Source organism: Secundilactobacillus muriivasis (assembly GCF_054785195.1).
In genome coordinates this window covers 43,142-68,980 of the sequence record NZ_BAABMI010000031.1, presented here as the reverse complement: position 1 = coordinate 68,980, position 25,839 = coordinate 43,142, and the positions used below count along the sequence as shown (strand labels likewise).

22 protein-coding genes and 1 riboswitch are annotated in these 25,839 nt (G+C 47.3%); of the genes, 1 reads left to right on the top strand and 21 read right to left on the bottom strand.

Going from position 1 to position 25,839, the window contains the following annotated elements; genetic code table 11:
* Positions 1-12: 12 nt before the first annotated feature.
* The 16 genes from eutL to ACYVR3_RS08155 form a co-directional block, all read right to left on the bottom strand.
* Complete coding sequence (gene eutL / locus ACYVR3_RS08230) at positions 13-669, bottom strand: ethanolamine utilization microcompartment protein EutL (protein WP_054732708.1); 657 nt, start codon at positions 667-669, stop codon at positions 13-15.
* Between the two features lie 35 nt (positions 670-704).
* Complete coding sequence (gene eutC / locus ACYVR3_RS08225) at positions 705-1,622, bottom strand: ethanolamine ammonia-lyase subunit EutC (protein WP_300563105.1); 918 nt, start codon at positions 1,620-1,622, stop codon at positions 705-707.
* An 18-nt stretch (positions 1,623-1,640) separates the two neighbouring features.
* Positions 1,641-3,005 carry an ethanolamine ammonia-lyase subunit EutB gene (locus ACYVR3_RS08220; protein WP_300563103.1) on the bottom strand — a complete coding sequence of 455 codons (1,365 nt, stop codon included), beginning with the start codon at positions 3,003-3,005 and terminating at the stop codon, positions 1,641-1,643.
* A gap of 38 nt (positions 3,006-3,043) precedes the next feature.
* Positions 3,044-4,477 carry an ethanolamine ammonia-lyase reactivating factor EutA gene (gene eutA / locus ACYVR3_RS08215; RefSeq protein ID WP_300563101.1) on the bottom strand — a complete coding sequence of 478 codons (1,434 nt, stop codon included), beginning with the start codon at positions 4,475-4,477 and terminating at the stop codon, positions 3,044-3,046.
* A 128-nt stretch (positions 4,478-4,605) separates the two neighbouring features.
* Positions 4,606-6,036: a sensor histidine kinase gene (locus ACYVR3_RS08210; protein WP_461243860.1), complete on the bottom strand. Its 1,431-nt coding sequence runs from the start codon at positions 6,034-6,036 to the stop codon at positions 4,606-4,608.
* On the bottom strand, positions 6,036-6,605 hold the full coding sequence (locus ACYVR3_RS08205) for an ANTAR domain-containing response regulator (protein ID WP_300563097.1): 570 nt from the start codon (positions 6,603-6,605) through the stop codon (positions 6,036-6,038). The genes ACYVR3_RS08210 and ACYVR3_RS08205 overlap by 1 nt, the downstream gene beginning before the upstream one ends.
* 187 nt (positions 6,606-6,792) lie before the next feature.
* The gene (locus tag ACYVR3_RS08200; protein WP_461243859.1) at positions 6,793-7,932 is read right to left on the bottom strand and encodes a 1-propanol dehydrogenase PduQ; all 1,140 of its coding nucleotides are present in this window, start codon (positions 7,930-7,932) and stop codon (positions 6,793-6,795) included.
* Between the two features lie 412 nt (positions 7,933-8,344).
* Positions 8,345-8,503: riboswitch (adenosylcobalamin (AdoCbl) riboswitch) on the bottom strand.
* Between the two features lie 148 nt (positions 8,504-8,651).
* Positions 8,652-9,212 carry a cob(I)yrinic acid a,c-diamide adenosyltransferase gene (locus ACYVR3_RS08195; RefSeq protein WP_461243858.1) on the bottom strand — a complete coding sequence of 187 codons (561 nt, stop codon included), beginning with the start codon at positions 9,210-9,212 and terminating at the stop codon, positions 8,652-8,654.
* 187 nt (positions 9,213-9,399) lie between these two features.
* Positions 9,400-10,023, bottom strand: a complete 624-nt coding sequence (locus tag ACYVR3_RS08190; RefSeq protein ID WP_461243857.1) for a helix-turn-helix domain-containing protein — start codon at positions 10,021-10,023, stop codon at positions 9,400-9,402.
* A gap of 174 nt (positions 10,024-10,197) precedes the next feature.
* A complete protein-coding gene (locus ACYVR3_RS08185; protein WP_461243856.1) occupies positions 10,198-11,754 on the bottom strand; it encodes an MFS transporter in 1,557 nt (518 codons plus the stop codon).
* A complete protein-coding gene (locus ACYVR3_RS08180) occupies positions 11,741-12,301 on the bottom strand; it encodes a PadR family transcriptional regulator (protein WP_461243855.1) in 561 nt (186 codons plus the stop codon). The genes ACYVR3_RS08185 and ACYVR3_RS08180 overlap by 14 nt, the downstream gene beginning before the upstream one ends.
* Positions 12,302-12,679: 378 nt before the next feature.
* The gene (locus tag ACYVR3_RS08175) at positions 12,680-12,991 is read right to left on the bottom strand and encodes a CHY zinc finger protein (protein WP_461243854.1); all 312 of its coding nucleotides are present in this window, start codon (positions 12,989-12,991) and stop codon (positions 12,680-12,682) included.
* On the bottom strand, positions 12,984-13,964 hold the full coding sequence (locus tag ACYVR3_RS08170; RefSeq protein WP_461243853.1) for a biotin--[acetyl-CoA-carboxylase] ligase: 981 nt from the start codon (positions 13,962-13,964) through the stop codon (positions 12,984-12,986). The genes ACYVR3_RS08175 and ACYVR3_RS08170 overlap by 8 nt, the downstream gene beginning before the upstream one ends.
* An 18-nt stretch (positions 13,965-13,982) precedes the next feature.
* Positions 13,983-14,537, bottom strand: coding sequence for a biotin transporter BioY (locus tag ACYVR3_RS08165; protein ID WP_461243852.1), 555 nt, complete (start codon positions 14,535-14,537; stop codon positions 13,983-13,985).
* A 458-nt stretch (positions 14,538-14,995) separates the two neighbouring features.
* Positions 14,996-16,774, bottom strand: a complete 1,779-nt coding sequence (locus ACYVR3_RS08160) for an adenine deaminase C-terminal domain-containing protein (RefSeq protein WP_461243851.1) — start codon at positions 16,772-16,774, stop codon at positions 14,996-14,998.
* Between the two features lie 139 nt (positions 16,775-16,913).
* Positions 16,914-18,266: an NCS2 family permease gene (locus tag ACYVR3_RS08155; protein ID WP_461243850.1), complete on the bottom strand. Its 1,353-nt coding sequence runs from the start codon at positions 18,264-18,266 to the stop codon at positions 16,914-16,916.
* Positions 18,267-18,436: 170 nt separating this feature from the next.
* Between ACYVR3_RS08155 and add the strand changes: the two genes are divergently transcribed.
* Entirely contained in the window at positions 18,437-19,453 is a 1,017-nt protein-coding gene (gene add, locus ACYVR3_RS08150) for an adenosine deaminase (RefSeq protein WP_461243849.1), read from the top strand.
* 268 nt (positions 19,454-19,721) lie between these two features.
* Here add and ACYVR3_RS08145 read toward each other — a convergent pair whose 3' ends face one another.
* The 5 genes from ACYVR3_RS08145 to nrdD all read right to left on the bottom strand — a co-directional run bounded on the left by ACYVR3_RS08145 (position 19,722) and on the right by nrdD (position 25,504).
* On the bottom strand, positions 19,722-20,522 hold the full coding sequence (locus ACYVR3_RS08145; RefSeq protein WP_461243848.1) for a Cof-type HAD-IIB family hydrolase: 801 nt from the start codon (positions 20,520-20,522) through the stop codon (positions 19,722-19,724).
* Between the two features lie 379 nt (positions 20,523-20,901).
* Positions 20,902-21,369, bottom strand: coding sequence for a GlcG/HbpS family heme-binding protein (locus tag ACYVR3_RS08140; protein ID WP_054732671.1), 468 nt, complete (start codon positions 21,367-21,369; stop codon positions 20,902-20,904).
* Between the two features lie 344 nt (positions 21,370-21,713).
* Positions 21,714-22,313 carry a cadmium resistance transporter gene (locus tag ACYVR3_RS08135; RefSeq protein WP_461243847.1) on the bottom strand — a complete coding sequence of 200 codons (600 nt, stop codon included), beginning with the start codon at positions 22,311-22,313 and terminating at the stop codon, positions 21,714-21,716.
* 393 nt (positions 22,314-22,706) lie between these two features.
* Complete coding sequence (nrdG, locus tag ACYVR3_RS08130) at positions 22,707-23,291, bottom strand: anaerobic ribonucleoside-triphosphate reductase activating protein (RefSeq protein ID WP_461243846.1); 585 nt, start codon at positions 23,289-23,291, stop codon at positions 22,707-22,709.
* A 14-nt stretch (positions 23,292-23,305) separates the two neighbouring features.
* The gene (gene nrdD / locus ACYVR3_RS08125) at positions 23,306-25,504 is read right to left on the bottom strand and encodes an anaerobic ribonucleoside-triphosphate reductase (RefSeq protein WP_461243845.1); all 2,199 of its coding nucleotides are present in this window, start codon (positions 25,502-25,504) and stop codon (positions 23,306-23,308) included.
* Positions 25,505-25,839 lie beyond the last annotated feature (335 nt).

Below are 25,839 nucleotides of genomic sequence, written 5' to 3'. Positions count from 1 at the left end.
TCAGTCACATCCTTAATCGATTCCGGTTGGGTCAGCAGCAATTTGTTTAACGGCTGTGGCAAATGCGTCACAGGCTGCCTTACATGCTGATTGAGACCCCGTCAATAAGCCCCCACCAAAGTTGGTTTCCGAAGGAGGACCGTAGAGAACGCCCATTTGGACGTCGGCTGCTTTCATCGCAGCATCTAATCCGTAAATGGATTCCAATGGTGGTGCGATCAAGTAAGCAATTGCGCCACCCTCTTGAGCACCGGCAACCTCTGATAGGTAACTCCCAGTTCTTGAGATTGTGTGTGCAAAGTAGACGATACTATCGTCTTCGTTAGCGCTTACAAAATGGGCTTCTTCTTCAATCACCCGAACGCAAGCATCCAACCCGCTTCTAACTTCAGCGGGGTTAGGCCCGCCAAGAATCCCGATAACTTCACCGGCTAACTTAGTCGAGGCGTTGCCGGCACCAGCGTACATACTCTTACCGTAAACAACTTCAACGGCAGCGGTTTTCGTCGCTTCGTCCAAGGCAACGTAGGTAACATCATCACAGTCTGATGTGATGAGACCCAGACTCTTGATGTGACTTGGTAAATCTAGGGCTTTGGCCAATGCGGCATCCACGTTAGGAATCAACCGGGTACTCAGGACATTAGCTTTAAGTAAATCGTTCTTCACTTTGTAATTCCTCCTTCCGTTATCCGATAACGGGGTTAAGCACCAGCGTTTTCAGCGGTCTTCAAGTCGATTCCGGACTTCTTCAAGCGAAGCATCTTGTCTAAGAGTTCAGCAATGTAAGCCCCTGCTTCAACAGCTGGTAACCCACCGTCATGGATATTGGAAACAACGGTCCGGTTTGCTTCAGGCATGCCGACAGTTGGTTTGTAGGCAATGTAAGCACTCATTGACTTAGCGGTAACTAACCCTGGCCGTTCGCCGACGAGCATGCAGACAACGTCTGCGCCAGTTAAATCACCGATATGATCTTCGGCGCCAACCCGAGCGTATTTGACGAAGATGACGTCCTTGTTTTCAAAGCCCAGACCGTAAACTTTTAATCCTTGTTGAATGGCTGGAATAATTTCACGAACGTTAGCTTCAATTGCGGCTGAACTTAGGCCGTCACCAACAACGATTTGAATCTTAGCGTTTTGCTTAACGCCACTCTTGATCTTAGCCGCCATTTCATCAGAGAACTTCCGGCCGTGATCAGGACGAGTTAAGTATTCATCCTTTGATTCACAGGTTGTTTGGGTTTCAAGGAAGCCCATTTCCTTTGGCAATTCTGGATCAACGTCGCTGAAGACAGCGTCTTGAGCAGCGGCATGGTCAGCTCTAAAGCGAAGGACTGAAGCGGTCTTGTAACGAGACCCGGCACGCCACATCCCTAAACGAGCTGGTGTAAATGACTTGATTTTAAGATAACCATCACGATCAGCAGCATTTGGTACTAAGAATTGCTTCTTTAAGTCGATCTTGGTGATATCGTCCAATACTTCTCCGGAAACTTCCGAACTCGTATCCGTCGTTGTTGCCGTTGCTTGTGATGACGTGTTGTTGTCTGAAGTGTTACCCGCAGTTACGTCTGACAAAATGTTCTCAATCATTGCTTTTAAATCTTGTTCATTCATGTCATATCACCTTCTTTTTTAGTTTAAGAAAATTGAAGCGTCGCCGGCGCGGTCAGTTAACTTACCGTTGTGGCTAATACCCATTGATTCCATCCAGTCTTCGAATTCCTTGATTGGGTGGTAACCGAAGATATCACGAACCGTTGCGGTTTCTTGGAAGCCAGTTGATTGATAGTTCAACATGATATCATCTGCATGAGGGATACCCATGATGTAGTTGCAACCTGCGGCAGCTAACAGAACCGTTAAGTCTTCGCCGTCGTTTTGATCGGCCTTCATATGGTTGGTGTAGCAAACGTCACACCCCATTGAGATGCCTTGTAACTTGCCCATGAAGTGATCTTCAAGACCGGCACGGGTAACTTCCTTTGAATCGTAGAGGTATTCAGGTCCGATAAACCCAACCACCGTGTTGACCAAGAATGGATCGTAGCGCTTAGCTAAGCCGTAGCAACGAGATTCCATGGTTAATTCATCGGCATCGTAGTTGGCTTCGGCTGATAATTCAGAACCTTCACCAGTTTCGAAGTACATGACATTAGGACCTGGGCATTGACCTTCATGTAAGGCTAAGTCGTAAGCTTCGTCCAACATGTCAATCGTGACACCAAAAGCCGTATTCCCCTTTTCAGAACCAGCGATTGATTGGAAGATCAAGCCAGAAGGTGCACCACGACGAATGGCTTCCATTTGAGTGGTAACATGGGCTAAAACAGAACATTGAGTAGGCACGTTCCATTGGGCACGGAATTCTTCGAACTTGTTCAAAATCTTAACGACGTTATCAACGGAATCATCGTTAGGGTTCAAGCCGATAACGGCATCCCCAACCCCCATACTCAAACCTTCCATAACCGTTGCCATCACACCGTCGATGTTGTCGGTTGGGTGGTTCGGTTGAAGCCGTGAGCTAAAGGTTCCTGGACGACCAATAGTTGTGTTGGCAGTCTTTTCAACGTGAATCTTCTTAGCCGCAACGATCAAGTCCATGTTGGTCATTAACTTAGTAACGGCTGCAACCATTTCTGAGGTTAAGCCTTGGCGAATCCGACGAATTTCGTGGTCGGTGGTTGAATCTGATAATAACCATTCGCGTAGGTCTGAAACCGTCCAGTTCTTGATTTCGTTGAAAATTCGCTTGTTGATGCCATCGGTGATGATCCGAGTAACGGCATCAATGTCATATGGCACTGCTGGGTTGTTGTAAATGTCGTTTAAGGTTAATTGTGCTAAAACAATTTTGGCAGCAACTCGTTCTGTTGAATCGGCTGCGGCAACGCCGGCTAATTTATCACCAGACTTTTCTTCGTTGGCTTTTGCCATAACTTCTTTAACGGATTTAAAACTGAATAATTGATCAGATAACATTGTTTGTAAAATCATTATTGTGTTGCCTCCCTTACAGGTTAGATGGTTTACAGTTAGCCAAAGACCAAGGTTTTCACGATGACAGGTAGCACTTCGCCGCCCGCAACGGGTTCCCCAATATCGATGTAATCCCCATTTTCAACCTTCACGCTGTCAATGCAGACAAACGGATAACGGTCTGGTAACTGTGCAAACAAGCTATGACCTAGCGCTTTGGCCATATCTTCATGAACCATGATGATGAGCGGTTCATGTTTATCAATTAAAACTTGAGCACCTTTGACAATGCCGGCTGCATAACGTTGAATATCTGAGAAGGTTGGGCTGCGCTTGCCAACCAAGGCTAAAACAACGTTGTTCAGTTCATTTTGAACTTGATACCACTTAATCTTTTCGGATATCCGGGTTGCTAAATCATCCGCTTCAAGCCCCTCATCGCCCTTCGCAATCTTAAGGATCGGTAAGTTACGTAGGGGAAGGATGCCGTCAGTATAGGCAATCGTGCTCCCGGTCACGTCCGTTGTGTGTGATCCCGCACCCACGACTGTTGCACGAATCGTTTCGACGGAAGGATAGACAGTCTTTTGTTTGAAAATTTCAGACTGCGCAACGGCGTGACCCAGCAAGACGCCAATGTCACCATAGCGGAATTCATCAGCTGGTAAAATTTCATTCAGACAATCGGCAACGCCACCGGAGAAGGTAACGCCGTCAACCAAGTACTCTGGATGTAAGGCGTGGTTCGTTACGAACAGGTCGAAGTAGGGGCTCTTATTCCCTAAACCAATACTGTTTTCGAGGACTTGCGTCAACACGTCAATGATTGGTTGTAACCGTTCCTTAGTCGCCACTGTTTTTTCGTGGATATCCAAGTGAAGTTCTTGAATTAATTGCTTAACTTTAGGTGAAATATAGGTAATTTCGTGAGTCTCTGGTGTGACTTTAATCAGACGACCACCAATATCGAAACAAGCGGTATCGAGCACATCATCATCGTTGAAGAGTCCTAGGTTACTAGTTCCCCCACCGATATCCATGTTGACCACGTTCTTGCGAATCTTCTTGGCAATCACGTTGGTACCAGCACCCTTACCAGCGATGATACTTTCTAGGTCGGGGCCGGCCGTCGCAACCACGAAGTCGCCGGCGTAACCACTCAAGGCGTGGGTCACGGCACTGGAATTTTGCTTCCGCGCCGTTTCCCCCGTGATGATCACGGCACCCATTTGGATGTCTTGCTTGGAGATACCTGCTTTTTGATATTGATCAGCAACAAACTTCTTAATCGCCTCGGCGTCAATTTCAGTTTGGGTGGCCAGAGGCGTGAAGATAATATCACTCTGGAAAATAACCTCTTTCTTAGCAATATTAATTCTGGGCACTGAAAATGCTGACGCGAAGTTTTTAATCGTGAGTCGCGATAGAATCAACTGAGTTGTGGATGTCCCTAAGTCGATCCCAACACTCAGTATCGTGTCGTCTTTCATAAAACCTCCCTCCTTCCGAAAAAAAATGGGGCTCAAGGTCAAACCAGCTTCAAAACACGATCCAATTCAAAAATTGGTTCATGCTAGAAAATGGTTTGATCTTGAGCCCCATTGCTACTTCCACAACGTCAATGTTGTGGTTTTTGATCAAACGAGAAACTAACTTCAGTTCCTTGTGTTGTCGATTCAATTTTCAATTTACCCAACAACTTATCCTTAACGTAACTCCGAATGATGGTTAACCCTAAACTGCCAGGACGAGTATTATCGAGGTCAAAGCCCACGCCATTGTCTTTGATGCGCATCGTAATGATCTCATCGTTAACCTTTCCTTCAACCAACACGTTGTTAGGCGGTGTGGTTTGTTCTTCTGGAAAAGCGTGTGACACGGCGTTTTGCAATAATTCGTTAACAATTATTGAAATGGTCACGACCTGATCACTGTCCACGGTGATCTTAGGATCAATGTCAGTCGTAATATCCAACTTCCGGTTTTCATCGTTAAGCTGGACAAAGTGAGAAACTAATAGTTGAATCGTGGCTTGCAGATTCGTCTCATCACCCAACTGCTTCGACATTAATTCGTAAGTCGAGGCAATCGCCATGATGCGACTGACGCTCTCAGTTAAGACTTTTTTCGCTTCCGCACTCTTTAATCGGCGTTGTTGGATCCGTAGTAATGAGATCACCGACTGCAAGTTATTCTTAACCCGGTGATTGATCTCGCGAATCGCAACCGATTTGGAAATGATCTCAGCTTCTTTCATCTTTACATCCGTCTTATCCTGAATCAGAATGACAACTTGCTGATTCTTGCGATTCCAGAACTTTCTGGTAGTAAAGTAGTAGTTCAGATAACTAAAGTTATAAGTTAATGGCTGCTCGTCCTCTGAAACGCCTTGTAACTGTTTCAACACTGTTTTGAATTCCGACCCGTCTAACGACAAATTATCGTAAACTTGGCCAACGATGTTACCGATATAACCGACCTGTTTGTACAAGTTCAACGCTGTATGGTTGGCAAGCACTAACCGGCCGCTCTTGTCAAAACACAGAATGGCGTCTGCCAACTGGTCCGTAATCGTTGTGTCCAGACGTCCCAACATCTGAATCGTTGCTGACACGTTACTGTACTTAAGTTCGAGGTTTTGAACTTTAAAATCATCCAAAACGTCCGATTCAACGATCGTAACCCCAATCGTCCTATTATTTCGGGAGATAGGATAGATTTTCTGCTGGATCAAACGGTGTTCCTGCGTCTCTGCTAATAACCCGACGGAATCAAGCTTGGTCTCTAGCGTATGAAACACGCCAGGTTCGTTAGTTCTAAGTGCATCCTGGCCGACGACCTTCTTGCGATAAAGCGAAGGCACATTAGTAGGAGGCTTATGATAAATCACAATGGCTTGATTGTTTAATTCGTTACGCGCGTCGATAAAAACGTCAAAGTCACGATACGCTGGATTAAGTTCAATCAGCTTCGTCTCGGCCACTAAGGTTGCAATATCAGTATCCGTTAGACTCGTATACTTATGGCAAAGATCTGCTAGTTCAGTCATCAGGCATCAGTCACGATCAGTTCGGCAATGTCGTTCATTGGGCAACGCTTGGTCATACTCAGATCACGAAGCATCTTGTAAGCGGCGTTTTCGGTCATGTTGTTTTCTGCCATTAAAACACCCTTGGCGCGTTCGATCACTTTACGTTGTTCCAACTTCACTGACAATTTTTCAACCTTCTCGGCAAGCTGCCGGTTGTGCTCAACTCGCGCTAAGCCAACGTGAATGGTTGTGAGCAAGGACCGCTCTGATAATGGTTTTACTAAATACCCAACTGCCCCAATTCGCCCAGCCGTGTCCGTATCCGCCTCATCACTGTAAGCAGATAGATAAATAATCGACTGAGTCAACTGATCTTCAACAATTCGTTTACCGGCCTTTAATCCGTCTAACAACGGCATCCGGATATCCATGATGACCAGATCTGGTTTCTGTCGTTGGCACACATCGATGGCTTCAAAACCATCACCCGCTTCGCCAACAACTTCATACCCTGCCTGTTCCAAAATATCCCGAATGTCTAACCGAGTAATCGGTTCATCATCAACAATTACAATTCGTTCATTCACGATAACCACCCCTTATCGCCATAGTTAAAATCAACTTTTCAGTTACTATCAGAAGCACATGGTTAATTATTGAAGCGTTTCCATTTATTCTGCCATGTTAGCTGACATTCTTGTTCCTATCAAGTAATAAAAAAATTACAATTCATCAACATTTCTCATTTAAGCGATTTTCACAATGGCGTTAGTTTTAAGAGTAGCTTGTCTCCAAAATCTTGATCACATCATCAACGCTTGGTACCCGAGGGTTAGCAGCCGTTGTACCATCCTTGAGGGCAGCTTCAGCAATTTCGTGCTTCGTTTGTTCGAAGAGGTCATGGCTGATACCGTAGTCTTGGAAAGTTGCTGGCATGTTCAGCTTCTTGCGGAATTGGATAATGTGGTTGATCAAACTGCGAACCGCAATCTTGGGGTTGGATCCGCGAATGCCAAGGAAGAGTGCTAACTTTGCATACTTGATGGCAGCCTGGTTTGGTGTTTCCATGATACCCTTTTCCATTTCAGCGTTGAATTCAATGATATGTGGCATGAGAATTGTGTTCAATCGACCATGTGGGATATGGTACTGGGCACCAGCTGCGTGCGCGATACCGTGATTCAGTCCCAGGTTAACGAGGTTGAAGGCCATCCCAGCAATACATGACGCATCATGCATCTTCTGGCGAGCCTCCAAGTCAGAACCGTCATCGCTTACCCGTTGTAGGTATTCGAACACCATCCGGAACCCCTTTTCTGCTAACGCGTCCGAGAAATCGTTGGCGTTAATTGAAACGTAAGCTTCCAAACAGTGCGTTAGGACGTCCATCCCCGTATCAACTGTGATATGTTGCGGTGCTGAAACGACCAAATTGGCGTCTAGCAAGGCAACCTTTGGTAAAATCTCATCAGTTACCAGCGGGTATTTGATCCCCTTTTCGCTGTCGGTAATGACTGCGAAGTTGGTCACTTCCGATCCGGTCCCACTCGTTGTTGGCACCGCAATCAAGTCGAGGTCGACTTCACCGTGTGATGCTTGTTTGGCGAAATACTTCATCGCCTTCGTTGCATCAATCGCTGAACCACCGCCAACAGCAACCAACAACGTTGCTTTGAATTCCTGAAGTGCGGTAATTCCTTTGGTAATCTTGGTAATTGGCGGATCAGGTTGGATGTCTGAGAAGATCGACAACTCATTCTTAGCTTCAAGATGATCGGTAATCTTACTCAAACTGCCTGATTCAACCATAAATGGATCAGTTACAACAAAGATCCGCTGATCATGGATGTCTTCCAAGCCGGATAACGCCCCGTCACCAGACCAGATCTGTGTTTTAAACTGTATTTTCTCCAATCGCATAACCTCCTTTACACTTTCGATTAATAAATAAAAATGAAAAAAGGCGCTTTAGGCCATACTAAATAGTATGAACTAAAGCACCATCGCTTTTTTGTGTACGCCATTGTACGAATTATCAATTTTATTTACGTATTAAATATAGCGCTTACACGAATTGGTGTCAACGTTTTTTTAGTGCATTAATATATAACTCACTAAATGATTGGGAAAGCTATCACAAGCAAAATTAAAGCAATTGCCGTCACTACGCGGTTAACACCTGTTCGCTAAAAAAATGAGCCTCAGGGGCTAACCCCAGCCTCGTTTGCCAACTTTTTCAATTAAAAAAGAGCCGCATCGCTGCGACCCCACCATAAACGCCATTGTTTACGTTACCCGCACCCCATTGTGCAGGTTGAATTGACATGAAAAACATTTCGCCTTTTCCACGAGGCAAAATGTCACTTCTCATAAGTAGATTACTAAAAAGATCTGACTGATAGTAGTATACCACTACTAATCACAGTGGCGGGACCGTACCGGAATCACACCGGTTTCCGTTTAGTAAGCCTTTTCATTCAATTGTTGTTCTTAGAATACCATTTTTATACAAATCTGTCCACTAACACTATTTTGCGCTACGATTACTTTTAGTACTTCAACTGGCGTTATTTGTTGATATGATAAGTTTTGCACAATTCACTAATTTACTAAATTAATAATTGGTCTAGTTATTAATGAAAAACCTGACCACCATGTTCATAGAAAACTTCAGGTGTCCCCTGTCGATAGTTAACTACCCGCGCCAGTGCGTAAAAATAGTCGGATAATCGGTTAATAAACTTCAACATCTCGCTTGGTAAGGTTACTGACCAATTCAGTGACACAATCTGCCGTTCCGCTCGCCGCGTGATCGTCCGGCATACCTGGAACAAGGCCGATTGTTCACTCCCACCAGGCAAGATAAACCGTTGAATAGCCGGTGGCTCGTCCTGATACTGATCAATCTTACTTTCTAACCAACCAACGTACTTTGGGTTAAAGCGCATCGTGTCATCATTGAGATTCGGATTTGCAAGATCACTCCCAAAATCAAATAAACAGTGTTGCAGCTGCAGTAGTTCTGCTTGAATATCTTGTTCCTTTGAATCAAGTTTGGTGGCAGCCAACCCAATGAAGGTATTTAATTCATCAATCGTGCCGTAAGCCCACACGCGGTCTGAATCCTTGCTGACGGTCCCGCCGCCAACCAGTTTCGTGGTGCCCTTGTCGCCAACTTTCGTATAGAGTTGCATCTCAAGTCCTCCTTTACAACTAAAAAAGGGGCACCAAATAACGACTCAACCCTGAGTCATCATTTGGCGCCCTTGCCAACTTATTACCGTCAGTATAGCGCTTACATCATTACTATTCAACCATCGTTATGAACCAAGGCTGACAAATTAAGCACTTAATTATAGGAAAACAATTTTTAAATTCAAATTATTTTTCTTCAGGATGCCGCTTCACATCCAACCGATACGTGATCTCCAACACCACCAGCGCGGCCAGCGTTACCCCGGCGGCCATGACCAGCTTAGTCACCCAACTCGTCCACTGCCAGCCAACAATTCCCGCGACACCCAACGCCACCACTAATAAAACGCCAGTCGTCAACATCAGCCACAGACGACGCGTAGACCATCGATTCACCCAACGTTCCCCAGTAACCGCCTCTTGAAACCGCTGAATGCGCTGTAAGACCGCAATGTTCAGCAAGCCCATCAGCATCACCAAACCACCAGCGATACCGTGCACCGGAATGACCAATAAAATCGCAATAAAAATCAAGTCGATCACCGTTGTCAATTTCACGATGGGTTTAATTTCGTCCATCACTTCTTGTTTCTTCAAATACTCCTTCATCCCAGAGTCCTCCTTTAATAGCACATCCAACGAAATCTGGTAGGCGTCACTTAGCCGAATTAAGCTATCGATATCCGGGTAACTATTGCCCGTTTCCCAGCTCGAAATGGTTTGTCGCGAGACGTTTAGTTGGCCTGCCATTTCGCGTTGAGTTAGTTGCTGAGCCATCCGCTCTCGTTTAAGTCGTTCGCCAAATTTCATTTTTTTCTCCCCCTTGCTGATTTTAGAATACGACAGTCGACTGAATTTGCCTAGCTAAGCTTCTAAGCATGGGTGACTCCCCACATTTTTGTGGTTATTTCCCGGGTTACAGGCAACGCAAAAATGGCGTCATCACGGGAACTTTCGCCTGTAACAACACCATTCACGCTTATTTTATAATTCCGTAGATTTCGGATTTCGTTGCAACAATAATCCCGCACCAATTGCCCCAATCAGGACAATAACCGCCGCCGCAATCGTCAGTGCCGTCATGCCGTGATCGTAAGCCCGAATCACAACTTGCTGAAACGCATGCGCGAACGGTGCGTGTTGCACCCGATCGGCAAAGGCAATCGTGTGTCCCGAAAACGGTCCAGCATCGACCAACGCTTTTTTAAGGCCATCAACGGCCGCAGTTGGCATGCCGAGATGACCGAGGTGCCCGTTCAGGTAAGTTTCGTACTGGCTATCCTGAATCAAGCCCAAACCAACCACACCGACTGTTGTTCCCAACTGTCGGAAAACGTTCAGCAAGCCAGACGCCATCCCCATTTCATGCGGTTGGACGCCTTCCATACCAGCGGTATTTAGCAGCGGGTTGACCATCCCGTTGGTGATCCCCATCAGGACCATACCGGGCCACAATCCAGCGAAAGTGACTGCAGGACCGATTGCCCGGGCCATCAGAACAAACCCGATGCTCCCAATCAGCAAACTGATGGTAATCATCCACTTCTTGGAGTACCGCGCACTCAGGATCCCCACGATGGGACCTAGAATCAGCGACCAGATACTGATAGTCAGTTGTCGAACCCCAGTCTGGGTGGCTGAGTAACCAATGTAGTTTTGCATCAACGCCGTCAGAAACGTGTTGAACGAGTAGATTCCCGCACCCAACGCAAATGCTACGATAACCACCCCAACAAAGTGCGGTTTCTTGAACATTTGCAAGTTAACCATTGGCTCTTTGATGTGCGCTTCTGCCACGATAAAAATAATCAGTACCACAACACCGCCCAATAGCCAGCCACTCACACGTAAATCTAACCAGCCCCAGTGCGTATGCCCTTCTTTGACGATTAAACCGTAGATGACCGCAAACAGGCCAACGGCCGAGAGGAACATGCCCACCAAGTCAACTTTTTGATTTTTACCATAGCTTGGCGTTTCCTTCACGTAAATCACGGTCAAGATTACCGCAATGATCCCAAATGGCACGTTCACGTAGAAAATCGATGGCCAGCCGAAGTGTTCAACTAGGTAACCACCAATTAACGGCCCTGATGCTGACGACATGCCGATGATAGAGCCCAGAATACCCAGCGCTAAGCCCCGGTCACGGCCCTCAAAATTCGACGCCACTAAGGCCATTGAGAGCGACATCATCCCGGAGCCACCGACGGCTTGAACGCCTCGGCCAATATCTAGAATTAATAAATTGCTGGCCATCCCATTAACAGCTGATGCCAGCACGAATAAGATCAGTGACCCTAAGAAAATTTTCTTCCGGCCGTACATATCCCCCAGTTTTGACATGATCATCAAACTGACGGCGTAGACCAACGTGTAGGCATTTAACACCCACTGCAGGTCTGTACAAGTGGTTTTAAAATCCGTGACCATTGTTGGCAGCGCCACGTTAACGACCGTGACGTCCAGTAGGCCCATGAAGACCCCCAAGCCCATTGCGGCTAGAGCGATCCACTGCTTCGTTGATTTAGTTGTTGCCATGTTTGCCCCCTTGACTCATTTCTACTCGACACTGGTCGATCCACGCCTGCTTTGCATCACAGATGGCGATTCCTAGTTCGAGTGACCGACAGCCCCACGTTAACGCATCGTGGCGCGCATCGGATTGGTGTAACTTATCTTGCAAATGTTCCCAAACTTCTTGATAAACGTTGCGATCAGTTTGATTGCTAGCTTCGTAATCAGCTAAAATGCGTTCCTGAGTTGCCACATCAACGGCTGACATCCCCCGAAACTTGAATCGGTAAATCGATTCGCGTTTACCATCTTCGGCAACGGGTTGACGCATCAATTCCTGTACCCGGTCCATTCCCGCTTCGGTAATGTGCGCTAATCGCTTCCCCCGCGGGTCATTGGGCTGATCCACAAAGATGATGAATCCCTGTTCTGCCAGTTTTTTAAGTACTGGATACATCACACCGTTAGAAACCGGCCGCCGCGGTACTAACGCATTTTCCAGCACACACCGCAGTTTATAACCGGACATATCCCGGGACGTTAATACCCCTAAAATTAATAATTCGTACATTCGCACCTCCATAGGTCGTAACGACTGATTAAGTATAGGTCGTTTTGACCTATTGTGCAAGTTTTTTAGAGTGCGGAGCAAAACGGGTTGAGAACGGCGTGTAAGGGGACTAAGGTGAAACCCCCGGGCTTGGGGGTTTACCTTAGTCCTCTTACACATAGTTCTCAGTTTTGCGGAGCACGTTTCGGCGCAGCTGCCTAAAACAACTTCCGTCACCAAACATCACATCAAAACCGATTCTCCTAAATCGCCAATCCAAATAGCGCCGAAAATCACGTAACAGCAATGCACGTCGCCATCACCACTTAATATCGCCAGTAAAAAAAGTGATCCCAATCTAGTCCTCCAAAAGAGCACTCAACCCGAGACCACTTTTTATTAATCAACAAAATAAATCCCCGCGTGCACCGCACACCGCGGATTAAACCCATGCCCACACGCCGGACAATGCCCCACCGCATAAACCGCATACGTCATCCGCTGCCCACAGGCCCCACAAATCGCAACCTGTTCCGTTTTCGGACACGGCACAAACGCATGATCCGTTAATTCATCATGGCACTGATAGCAGGCAAAATACGTCTGACACCGCGCGCACTTCAGTCCCACAACATCCGTTTTCAAGTGATAATGCTGGCACCGACCAGCGTCATCCGTCAGCCGTCCCGCAATCAACACTGACTTAGGCACCCAGATTCACCTTGGTCACTTCACCGCTCCCATAGGCCTTCACTTGCCCAGCGTCATCGGCTAACACAAGCTGACCTTGATCATCGATAGTTTGCACGATACCGGTCACCGTTCGAGACCCGACCTTCAACGTGACCGGTTTGCCAATCACGCCAGACCACTCCCGGTAAACCGGCATCAACGCCCCAGTCATGTAAGTACCACAATCCGCTTGAATCTGACTGATCAACGCCGCTGCCAACCGATTACGATCAACTTGACCATCTGGCGCAATGCCCCGCGCTTTTTGCTTGATTTCATCCGGGAAGGACGCCGTACTTAAATTGAGTCCAACGCCAATCACAAACGCCATCGATGACGTCGATTCGAGTTCAAGGCTAGTTTCGGTTAAAATACCGCACACCTTCTGCCCCTCTAGATAGATGTCGTTAACCCATTTTAACTGAAACGGTTTTTCAGGAAAAAACTGTGACAATACGCGAACCACCGATACAGCTACGCCGGTCGTCAATAATCCCGGCTGCGGCATATCCGTGTATGGATTTGGCAAAACTAAACTCATATATAACCCAGTTTCTTTCGGCGAATAAAACGCCCGGCCACGTCGGCCATACCCTTGCGTTTGCTGTTCCGCAAAGAACGCCGTTGTGCCTAATTCAGGTGTTTCACTCAACACCTGCTTTGCCCAACTTTGAGTGGAGTTGATTTCATCCATCACTCGTAAGTCACCCGAAAAGTGACCGTCAGCGTAATGCTGAATGGCATCCGCATCCAGCCGATCACTGCCAAGATAGCGATACCCTAAACTCCGCCGACTCTCAATTTGATGTCCCTGCTTCCGAAGACCATTGATCGCCTTCCAAACACTTTCCCGGGAAATATTGGCGTCACTTGCGAGTTGATCACCAGATTGCCAGTCACCGGGATGACTTAATAATTCGGCTAAAATTTGCTGCTTGGTTGTCTGTATCATTGATTCATCCTCCGCTACTTAAGCCAATTTTAGCACTGGCCGTAATCGCCGAGCTAGTAAAACTGCAATTATCGCTTTTAAGATATCGCCCGGTAAAAAGGCGGCATTTGACAACAACGCCGTCGAAAGCGCCATGTGCGACTGTCCCGCCAGCCATAACGACCCAATCAGGTCAACCAGTCCAACGCCAATTAACAGTATGATCACCAATTCACGCCACCACCCGTGGGTTTCACGGGCGTGCCAAAGTGTCGATAAACCGCTGATCAAAGCCGGTGCCAGCAACCAGCCAATTAAATAACCACCCGTTGGACCGAAAAAGACCGCCGCACCACCACGACCACCAGAGAGGACTGGCAAACCGATGAACGCCATCAGCAATAACAACCCCACTGAAATCGTGCCAAATCGCGCACGGAGCAAGGCCCCCACTAACATGATGCCTAAATTTTGCAACACGATGGGGACTGGAATGAGTCCCAGCGGAATGCCAGGAAATAGCCCCAGTACCACTAGTAATGCCGTCATCATTGCCGTTGTCGCAAGTTGACGAACCGAAATCGTCGTTGTCATTTTTGATAACCCCCGTTAATCAGTTTGAATTAGGGTTAGTATACGCGTTAGTAACCCAATCGTCAACGTTAGGGTTACTAAGAAACATGCTGACGCTTGTGTCCAGCGTAAGTGTGCGGAGCGAGACAGGTTGAGAGCAGTGTGCAAGGCGACATCGGTGAAGGCGCCCGGGCCTGGCGGGTTTACCGATGTCGCCTTGCATGCAGCTCTCAGTCTCGCGCAGCACCATTCGGCGTGGTGGCCAGAAAGCGCGTGGTTGACAAGTTCCTGCAATGTCAGGAACCCTGGAAATGACAGTTTAAGTGGCGCCGAATTTTGTAGCCTGAACGAGCGCTTTTCAATGCGGCTTTGGCGAGCAAAGCGACGACAAACAGCCTGCACCCAAATCGCACTCAACACTTACGCTGGACACAAGCGACAATAAAAAACGGTCGACCATAACAGTCGACCGCTCAAAATTATTTATTCAATTCCAAAATCGGATCAAAGTAAGCCAACTTCGTGTAGTCCACGTTCCCACCATCAGTAATGGCAAGATCCGGAATCGCAGTAATTGGTAAGAAGGACAGGTAGAACAACGGATCAGGCAGTTCACTACCAAGTTGTTCCGCAGCCGTCTTCAATTCGATTTCCTTAGCCGCTAATTCATCCGGTGTTAAATCAGTGGTGATGCCACCAATTGGTAATTCCAGCAAGGCCACAACCTTCCCGTCAACCACGACGACTTGACCACCGCCGCATTCAATCAGAGTATTGGCCGCTAACGCCATGTCATCGGTGTTCACACCGGCAACAACCAGGTTATTATCATCCGGTGACGCCGAAGTTGCGATGGCGCCGCGTTTAATTGACCAGCCGTGTAAGAATCCGCGAGATTGATTGCCGTTAATACCGTAACGTTCGATTACCGAAACCAGTGCCGTATCCTTAGCGACGTCTGGTTGAACGACGCCGTTCTTAACTGCTAGCTCAACGTCTTGGCGTTTTCTGACAAATGGGCCAACACTATGGATGGCTTCAACGGTTGCGGTGCCGTCGGCTAAATCAACTTGGTAGTCAAAGTCAGCCGGCTTCAGTAACTCATGCTGCAACTTACCTTGAAGCGTTGCGCTCCGCTTTGGTGGTTGGAAACTAGCGACCACTTCATTATTTTCAGACACTAACTGGCCCTTACTGATGACCGTTTCAACGTTGAAGGTGCCGGGTTGGTCAACTAACAGAATGTCGGCGTCTTTGCCTGGCGCAATGGAACCCACCGTATCATCAATGTGGTAAGCTTCAGCACTGTTCAACGACGCCATTTGAATGGCAGTCATTGGTGATACGCCAGCTTTAATCGCAAGCCGAACCATGTGATCCAAATGCCCGTAATCTAAGATGTCACGGGCGTTCACGTCATCGGTACAAAAACTCGTGTGCCGGGCAACGCCAGCCGCGCCTTCAGTGATGGCCCGGATATTTTCCTTTAAGAATTTGGTTACGGATGATTCACGAATAACCACGTGAACCCCCTTACGCGCTTTTTCTAAGAATTCTTCGTGAGAATAGCTTTCGTGGTCGACGTGAACGCCACTCATGAGGAATTCGTTCAAGTCAATACCGGTTGCCATTGGTGAACAACCGAACACGGGCTTATGGTATTTTTGCGCCGTTAAAATTGCTTTTAAGGTATCTTCATCCTTCATCTGGATGGCTTCGCGCACCGTTTCCCAGACGCCGTAACAGTTTTCTTGGGGTTGGATCCGCTCATGATCCGCTGCTGAGACGTTGTAGGAAATTGTTGACGTTGGGATGGTGTACGGCGTTTTGTATGGGAGCCCCCAGAACACCTTCATGGCGCTCTGGTCGATTTCGGTAAAGAGTTCGTCTAGCCCGGCAACCCCAACAACTGAAATATACTCGTCTAGTCCAGACACGATGCTGGTCGTCCCGTGAGGCACAACGGCCTGCGCAAACCGAGTCAGGCTCAGCTTACTGCATTCCACGTGAATATGACCGTCGATCAAACCGGGTACCAAATACTTCCCGGTAGCGTCCACGTGCCGGGTTTCAGGCCCCACGTAAGCACTCACGTCAGCGTCCACTGCCACGATTTTACCTTGGTAAACCGCAACATCGGCCAAGTAATACTCTGCCGTGTTCACGTTCACCAACGTGCCGTTTTCGATCACTAAGTCTGCGGGGAGCTTGGCTGCCCCGGCATCAATGTAGCGTCCTAGTTGTTCAACTGTTGTCAATTTAAAAACCTCTCATTTCTTTTTTGTGGCGATGTCGTCACGTTAAAGTAGTGTCATCAAGGTATTTTGGGCGGCTTACCGAGCCGTATTTGAACCCAAATGAGTCGTTTGACGGCGCCTCATTCGGTTAAAAAACAAGTTATGACTTTGGAATCACGTTCAAGACGTACAGCAAGAGTACGAATACGAAGAGCATGATCCACATGATGTAGTTGACTTCCTTGCGCCGACCAGCAACGGTCATCAAGATTGGGTAAGTTAAGAACCCAAAGGCAATCCCGTAAGAAATGTTGTAGGTCAACGGCATCCCGATCACTGTCAGGAAGGCAGGCAAGGCAATTTCAAATTGGTTCCAGTGAATTTCACTTAAAGCAGAAACCATCAGCACTCCAACCACGATCAACGCTGGTGCGGTCACTTGATCCGTCACAACAGTCAACAGTGGTGAGAATAACATACTGAAGGCAAACAAGATCCCCGTCGTCAACGACGTTAAGCCAGTCCGGCCACCAACGGCGATCCCGGCAGATGATTCAACGTAAGCGGCAGTTGGCGTTGTCCCCATGACGGAGCCGGCCAACATCGAGATTGAGTCCGCCATCAAAGCGCGGCCGATCCGAGGCATCTTGTTGTTCTTCATGATGCCCGCTTGTTGGGCCAAACCGATCAACGTCCCAGCCGTATCAAAGAAGGCCACCAACAAGAAGATCAGCACAACCGCCCACATTTGCGGATCAGCGATACTTGGTAAGTTTTCGACCCCAACGCCAAAGGTTGGTTTCAAGCTAGGTGCCAGTGAAATGATGCTGCTTGGTGCTTTGATCAAGCCAGTGACTAAGCCTAAAACGGCCGTTGCCACTAACCCGATAAAGATGGAACCTGGCACTTTTTTGGCCATTAAGATGGCAATCACGAAAATCCCGAAAATGGTTAACCAAGTCGTTGGCACCGTAAATGAGCCAATCGCAACGAGGGATGACTTATCCGCAACGATTAAGCCACCGCCTTGCATCCCAACGAACGCGATAAAGATCCCGATCCCGGCAGCCATCGCCAGTTTCAAATCCTTTGGAATCGCATCGATCACGATTTCCCGAACTTTCAGGAAGGATAGAATCGTAAATAATACTGACGCAACGAACACGCCGGCCATTGCCTTTTCCCAAGGAATCCCCATCCCTAAAACAACGGAAAAGGTAAAGAACGCGTTATCGCCAAGGCCTGGTGCAATGGCGATCGGGTAGTTGGCAAGAAACGCCATCAATAAACAACCAATAATTGCTGAAAGTGCGGTGGCCGTGAAGACGGCCCCTTTGTCCATTCCGGCAGCCCCTAAGATACTTGGGTTAACGAATAAAATGTAAGCCATAGACACGAACGTGGTGAGGCCAGCTAAGAGTTCGCGACCGACCGTGGTGTTTTGTTCGGTAAGATGGAAGGTCCGGTCAAGATAACTCCCATTACCAGAAGTGCTGTTACTTAAATTTTGCATGAGCGTGATGATCCCCTTCGTCTGTTTGTTAAGTACAGTTCGTATTATGCCATATATTTTTAATTAGCACAACATCAATATTCGTGTTTTATTGGATTGACTAGTTTAATTTACGTGTTACACTGAATATGTAATTTAAAAAACGAACAATATCATTGGAGGTATTCAGTATGAGCACCGAAGTGACGCCGGCCTTTACCCAGGGATTACCAAAAGCCGAATTGCATTTACACATTGAAGGCACCCTTGAACCCGAACTTAAGTTGAAGTTAGCTAAACGCAACCACGTTGACATTGGCCAATCGACCATCGAAGACGTGCGGGCAACCTATCAATATGATGACTTAGCTTCCTTCTTAGCGGTCTATTACCCCGCAATGAACGTCCTGCAACACGAACAGGACTTCTACGACTTAGCCTTTGATTATCTAAAACGAGCCGCTAAGAACCACATCCGCCACGTCGAAATTTTCTTTGACCCACAAGCCCATACCAGCCGCGGCATTGCATTTGAAACGGTGATCAACGGCTTGTACCGCGCGACGGTGGACGCTCGGGCGCTCAACATCGATGCCACGCTGATCATGTGCTTCCTGCGCGACTTTTCTAAAGAGTCCGCACGCAAGACGCTTGAAGAAGCCCTTCCTTATAAGGATAAATTCGTGGGCATCGGTCTCGACTCTGATGAACACAACAACCCACCTCTGAAATTCGCTCGTCAGTACGAAGACGCTGCCGCAGCCGGCTTACACTTAACCGCCCACTGTGACATCGACCAAAAAGACTCCATCGAACACATCCGCCAAGCCCTTGAAATCATGGGCGTTGAACGACTCGATCACGGTACCAACATCGTTGAAGATCCAGATCTGGTCGACTTTGTTGCTAACCACAACATCGGCATGACCTCTTGCCCACTTTCTAACGCCTTTGTGTCACCCGAAATGAAGGGCAAAGAAGTCCTCGAACTCTTGGCTAAGGACGTCAAGGTTTCGATTCACTCCGATGATCCGGCCTACTTCGGCGGCTACATCAGTGATAACTACTACGCCATTGCTGATAAGTTCAACCTCACTAAGGACCAAGTTGTCCGTCTTGCTAAGAACTCGTTTGAGACTTCTTGGATCAGTGATGAAGCTAAGGCGCTTTACTTGGCTGAAATTGATGATTATGTTGCGGCGAACTAACACTAATTTAAACTAAAAACTGGCCGAGAGTGAGACAAAACTCGTTTAGGTCCCAGAATATAAGAGAACGGACCCGTGGATTCCTGATTTTGGAATCTACGGGTCCGTTCTCTTATATGGCCGAGGCCTGAGTTTTGGCGCACGTTTAGACTAGATAATAGTCTTGAAATTAATTAGAATTTTTAACTAACTTTGAGTTAAGAAAGTAGTTCGATGCTTACCAATATGAACTTCCCTCCAGCCCTGCCTGTCTTTTTCGTTAAAACTCCTATTTTTCTGTCGCCAACGCCTGCTCCAAATACTGCAGCACACCCTGCTCATTCGCAGCCGGTGCTGTATCATCGCTCACTGCTTGAACAGCTGGCACGGCGTTCGCAACCGCAATCCCGCGGCCCACTTCAGCCAACATTGGCACATCGTTACGGTCATCGCCAAACGCCCACATTTCAGCGGTGCTGATGCCTAACTTATCCCCCAACGTTTGGAGGCCAGTTGCCTTATTCACGCCGGGATAAACGAGATCAATACTCGTGTGCCCACTCGTCATCGGTGCCACCAACGGGCCTAACAGTTGCTTAACATCATCGTACAGGGCCGCTAACTCATCTGCGGGCGCATTTAGCGTGAACTTCACGATGTGATGTGCTGAGTCTTGAAGATCATCCACCAACGTCAACCGGTCGCAGAACTTGCGAGCAGTTGCCAAAACTGGTTCCGGCTCCGTTTTGCGGATAAAGGCCATTTCAGGATTACACATTGAAAAATGGTACTTCGAATCAGCCGTTAACCGCGAAATCACTTCACTAGCCACGTCATCACTAAACGTGGTCAACGCGTACGCCTGCGTTCGATCAGACACGTACGCACCATTTTCCGCCACGTAAATCAAATCCGGATAGTCCGGAAATAAATTCGTTAGGTGGTACTTCTGGTTCCCACTCGCGATCACAAATCGAATGTTTCGGTCAGCTAACTGCTGGTAAATCTTGGTGAACCGTTGATGATCGTAGTGGCCCGCATCCGTTAAGAAGGTGTGGTCAATGTCTGTCGCAATGAGTTTGGGTAGCATGGTTGAAGACTCCTTTTTTGGTCGTTGGGTTTAGTGTAACACATTGTGGGTGGTGGCTTAGGATCGATGAATGGTGTACTGTGTCGTGCGGTTCATTTGGTTATCCAGTGTATATTGATTGCAGTTATTGGTGGATTGTGGTGCTGGCGACGCGCTTTTCGACTACGTTGTTTTCGGCTTGATTTGAGCTGATAATTCTTGGGATTCTGGTTACCTAAGTGAAGTTTGGTTGCTTAACTCCCTTCTGGCCACCACGCCGAAACGCGCAAAACGAAGCTGAGCGTTGCATATAAGAAGAGCCAAGCAGTATTGCCCCAAACCCGGGCAATACTGCTTGGCTCTTCTTATACTCCACGCTCAAAGCGCTTCGTTTTGCGCTCTAGTCACTTAATTCCATAAACTTAGCCACAGTCGCTTCACAGATCGCTTGGTCTTCTTCAACCAACCCACCGCTGACACCGATTGCACCAACGATTTGTTCGCCGAATACCAATGGAATCCCACCAGCGAAGGATACTAAGTCGCCATCCAACATGGTTTCCATTGCGTACAATGGGGCGCCTGGTTGAATCTCTGAGCTAACTTCTTTGGTTGGTTGCTTCATTGAGATAGCTGACCAAGCCTTTTTAGGTGCCAATTGAACACTTACCAAGTTAGCGTTTGGTAAATGGTATGACATTTGAACCACGCGGTCGGCGTTCATAATGCAGAACGTTACCCCAACGCCAAGTTCGTTGGCCTTAGCGATTCCGGCATCGATTGCACTCAACATCTTGTGTGGTTCAAACAATTCAGTCATGGCATCATAGTGCTTCTGGGCAATTTCGGTAAAATCTTGTTTGTTCATTTTGGTCTCCTCCAAGTTCGTATTAAAGAATATGCTCATATTATCACGAGATGTTTGCTAAATCAATTAATTTTTGATTAAATTTGAACTTTGTTTCACAATAATACTTATTTGACCCCCGCTTAACCAGTCTCATATACTAGCATTAACAAAGCCCTTATACGTTGATGCATCAACATTTATGAACCCATCATTATTTCTTACTTTTTTAACAACGATTATTCGAGTAACACTAATCATCGCATCCTCACTGATTGTGATTTCAGTAACATCTATAAATCAAAAAAAGCGCCCTGTTTAAACCATCCAACGGTCTAAGTAGCGCATTTTTCAATCAAATTCGTTTAATTAAAAGCCCCGTTTTTAAACAGCACATAGATGCCCAACAACACAAAAATCAGCGGAATCAACCAGCGCCGGTAACGCTCAATTCGCACCTGCAACGCTGGCAGGCTGGCCAACCGATAACCAAAGTAACACCAAACCAAGGTCATCACGCCATAAACCGCAATGATCACTCCAAGTTCCCAGTTGCTATACTGCGTGAATAACGGCACATAGATGCCAATATTATCCGCGCCGTTTGAGATAGTAAGCAAGCAGATGCCCAGCACGTTGCCAATCATTGAATGCTGGGCAACCACCGTTTCGGGCATGTTTTCGTTATCGGATTTGCTTTGGTAGTAGTAATCGTACCAGTATTTAACCCCTAAAATAATCGGCAGAATCCCAATCCACTTCAGGATGGACGTTGCCACTAACCCTAGGCCGTAGTTGATCAGCAAGCTAATCAGCACTAAACTGCCAATCCCTAATAGCTGACCCGCTATAATATGTCCCGTTCGGTACTTCCGGCGCTGCGTAAACAGCAACGTAAACACAATAATGTCATCCAAATCCGAACTCACAAACGATAAGATTCCCGTCAAAATTACCTGCAGCACCGTCTCCACCTCTTTGTGCTAAGTGTAACTTGTGACTCTTAAAATGCAAAGTCCTCCCGCCGAGTTTGCCAAAATGACACTAAAACTGCACAAATATTCGCCGTTTTCGTCACTAATATTTGACTTGTCTATCAGCATTATTTTGACTTTTAAGCCCTTAGCTTTTCTAATAGTGCTCCCGGCTACTATTTTCGGCTCGGATTTAACTGTACCCCCTTGAGGTTCCGATTTCCTTCTAAAAACCCATATCTCAGTGCCTTCTAACTACCACGCCGAAACGCGCGGAACAAGACAGAGATCTACACATAAGCCCCTCTCACCACAAACCCCAAAAATCGGGGTTTCTGGCAAGAGGGGCTTATGCTCCGATCTCTAACCGTCTTGTTCCACGTTCTATTTGATTAACTTATCCCACAACACAACGTCACCTGTTGCTAACGACGCTGGGACATTAATGATTCGTTGATTACTGCTCCCACGGAATTGAAGCGTCAGGTCCATCTTAGCTTGTAAGAACCGACCATCAACCAAGATATCCAATAACTGCAAGAGTTCTTGTTTATCCTCAGACTCCTGCTTGAGCTCGTCCCACGTGTAGCCGGTCCAGCTCCAGATATCCTTGGTATTACCGAACTCTTTGCGAACTCGGCGACACAGTTTCAAGCAAACCTGGGTATTTAAAAACGGTTCGCCACCCAATAAAGTCAGCCCTTGGACGTAAGACTGACTCAAGTCAGCAATAATCTGATCTTCCAGTTCCTGCGTGTAGGGTTGGCCAAAGTGGAAGTTTTGCGCCACTTTGTTGTAACACCCCGGGCAGTTGAACTTGCAGCCACTCACATAAAGGCTGCACCGAACCCCTTCGCCATCCACGAAGTTAAACGGCTTATAGCTCGCAATCCGTTGGTCGCTCAACTCACTGGCCAGCCACTCCTTGGGTTCCGGATTCCGTGGTAACTTAACTGATTCCGTTGTCATCTCATCACCCCTGGTTACTGCCGGGCAATATCGTTTTGGTCATTGCCCAACGTCATGTGCTTGACCCGACTGGCAATTTCAACGTGGCGGCCGTGAACCATTGGCCGTTGGTTTGGATTGCCTAAATAGCCACAGGTCCGCTTTACAACATCACAGGTTGCGGGATCGTGATTGCCACACTGTGGGCATTCAAAGCCCCGGGCAGTTGGTTTAAATTCACCCTTAAAGCCACATTCAAAACACTGATCGATTGGCGTGTTAGTCCCAAGGTAGCCAATTCGGTCGTAGGCGTAATCCCACACGGCTTCTAGCGCCTTAGGGTTTTGTTTCAGGTTCGGGTATTCGCAGTAGTGAATGAACCCACCCGAACTGTATGGCGGATAAACCTTTTCAAAATCAATTTTTTCAAACGGCGTTGGCGCTTTCCGAACATCGTAGTGGAAACTGTTCGTATAGTATTCCTTATCCGTCACGTCTTTGATCCGACCAAACTTCTTAATATCGGCTTGGCAGAAGGTGTTCGTCAAACTTTCAGCTGGCGTTGCGTAAACGCTGAAGTGGTAATCGTACTCGTCACTCCACTGTTCACAGTTATCGTAGAGCGCTTTGACAACTGCCAACGTAAAGGCCTTTGCCTCAGCATTATGCTCCCAGTTAGGACCAAAGAACACCGTCCCGACTTCGTACAGGCCAATGTAACCCAACGAAACCGTTGCCCGTTTATTCTTGAAGAGTTCGTCAACCGACTGTTCCCGAGTCAAGCGCTTGCCAAAGGCCCCGTATTGATACAAAATCGGTGCATTTTCAGGCGTCGCTTGCTTGGCGCGGTTCACTTTAAAGACCAGCGCTTCCTTACAGATGGCCAAGCGTTCATTTAAAATTGACCAGAACCGATCCTGATTACCTTTCGATTCAAGCGCAATTCGTGGCAAATTCAGCGTCACAACGCCCAAGTTCATCCGCCCAGCGTTGACTTCGTTACCTTGTTCATCTTGCCAACCCTGTAGAAAACTCCGGCAACCCATTGGCGCTTTAAAGGAGCCGGTCAGTTCAACCAACTTGTCGTACATCAATACATCGGGGTACATCCGCTTCGTCGCGCATTCCACCGCCAACTGTTTGATGTCGTAATTGGGATCTTGAGGATCGAGGTTCAACCCCCGCTTAATTGAAAAGACCAACTTAGGGAAAATGGCTGTCCGCTTTTCTTGACCCAAGCCACCGATTCGCACCTTCAAAATCGACTTTTGAATCTCACGTTCGATCCAGTTTGAACCTAGCCCAAAACCAAGAGTAGTAAATGGCGTTTGGCCTTGAGATGAATAAAGCGTGTTGATCTCATACTCCAACGCCTGCATCGCATCGTAGATATCTTTTCTAGTCTTTTCCTTCGCAAATTCAGCTTGGCGCTCGGCACCATCGATCCATTCCTTAGCATCCGCTAAGTGTTTCTCGTAGTTCTTCATCGCAAATGGTGCCAACAATTCGTCGACCCGGTCAGCTGAACAGCCACCATACTGGCTAGAGGCAACGTTAGCGATAATTTGAGACATTTGGGCCGTAGCCGTTTGAATCGAATGTGGTGGTTCAACCTCGGCGTTGCCAATCTTGAAACCATGATTCAGCATTTCCTTAAAGTCGATCAAGCAACAGTTGGTCATTGGACTATATGGTTGGTAGTCCAAGTCGTGCCAGTGAATGTCGCCCTTTAAGTGCGCGTTGGCAACCTTTGGCGGCAACATCTTCAGCCCCATCGCCTTGGCAACCGTCCCCGCTGTCAGGTCGCGTTGCGTGTTGAACACGTTGCTGTCCTTATTGGCGTTTTCGTTGACCACCGTTGAATCCTTTTTTAATAGCTTTTGAATCGTGAAGTTGATATCGGTCGCTTGATTACGCTTTAAGTCCTTTTGCGTCCGGTAGTTAATGTAAGCTTTCGCCCAATCAAACTGTTGCCGTTCAATCAGCTCGTGCTCCACAATGTTTTGGAGTTCGTAAATCTTAACATCGGTCTGAAACCGGTTCGTTACTTCAGTTAAAACGGCCCCCAACACGTCATCAATATCGTGCTGATCATCCGGCGTCAACGCCGCGGTCGTCGACTTGGCCGCCCGTTCAATGGCCCGTTCAATTTTCGCTAAATCAAATTCCACGTGCCGACCATCGCGCTTCACAACGCTCAAAGTCGCAATTCCCCTAGTCTTTGGTTCTTGCATGGTATCCACTCCCATCTCTCATCTCAATTAACAGTTACGACCATCATAGCGACTTTTACAGTTGGGTTCAACTACATATTGTGGTCAACTCAGTCGAAATACTCGCCATAAATACAAGATGTAGAATTATTCTGGATTGAAACTAGAATTTCGTCCAGCAATCGAGTGGGTGGTATTCTGAAATTAGATGAGATTGTTGAAAATATTCTTTAGCGGCCGATATATGGGATGCCTCTTGAGTTTTGGCTGTTTGTCGACGCTTCGTTTGCCAAAGCCACATGAAAACTGGCGCGCTCAGACTACGAAATTCGGCGTCGCTTAAACTGTTATTTCCG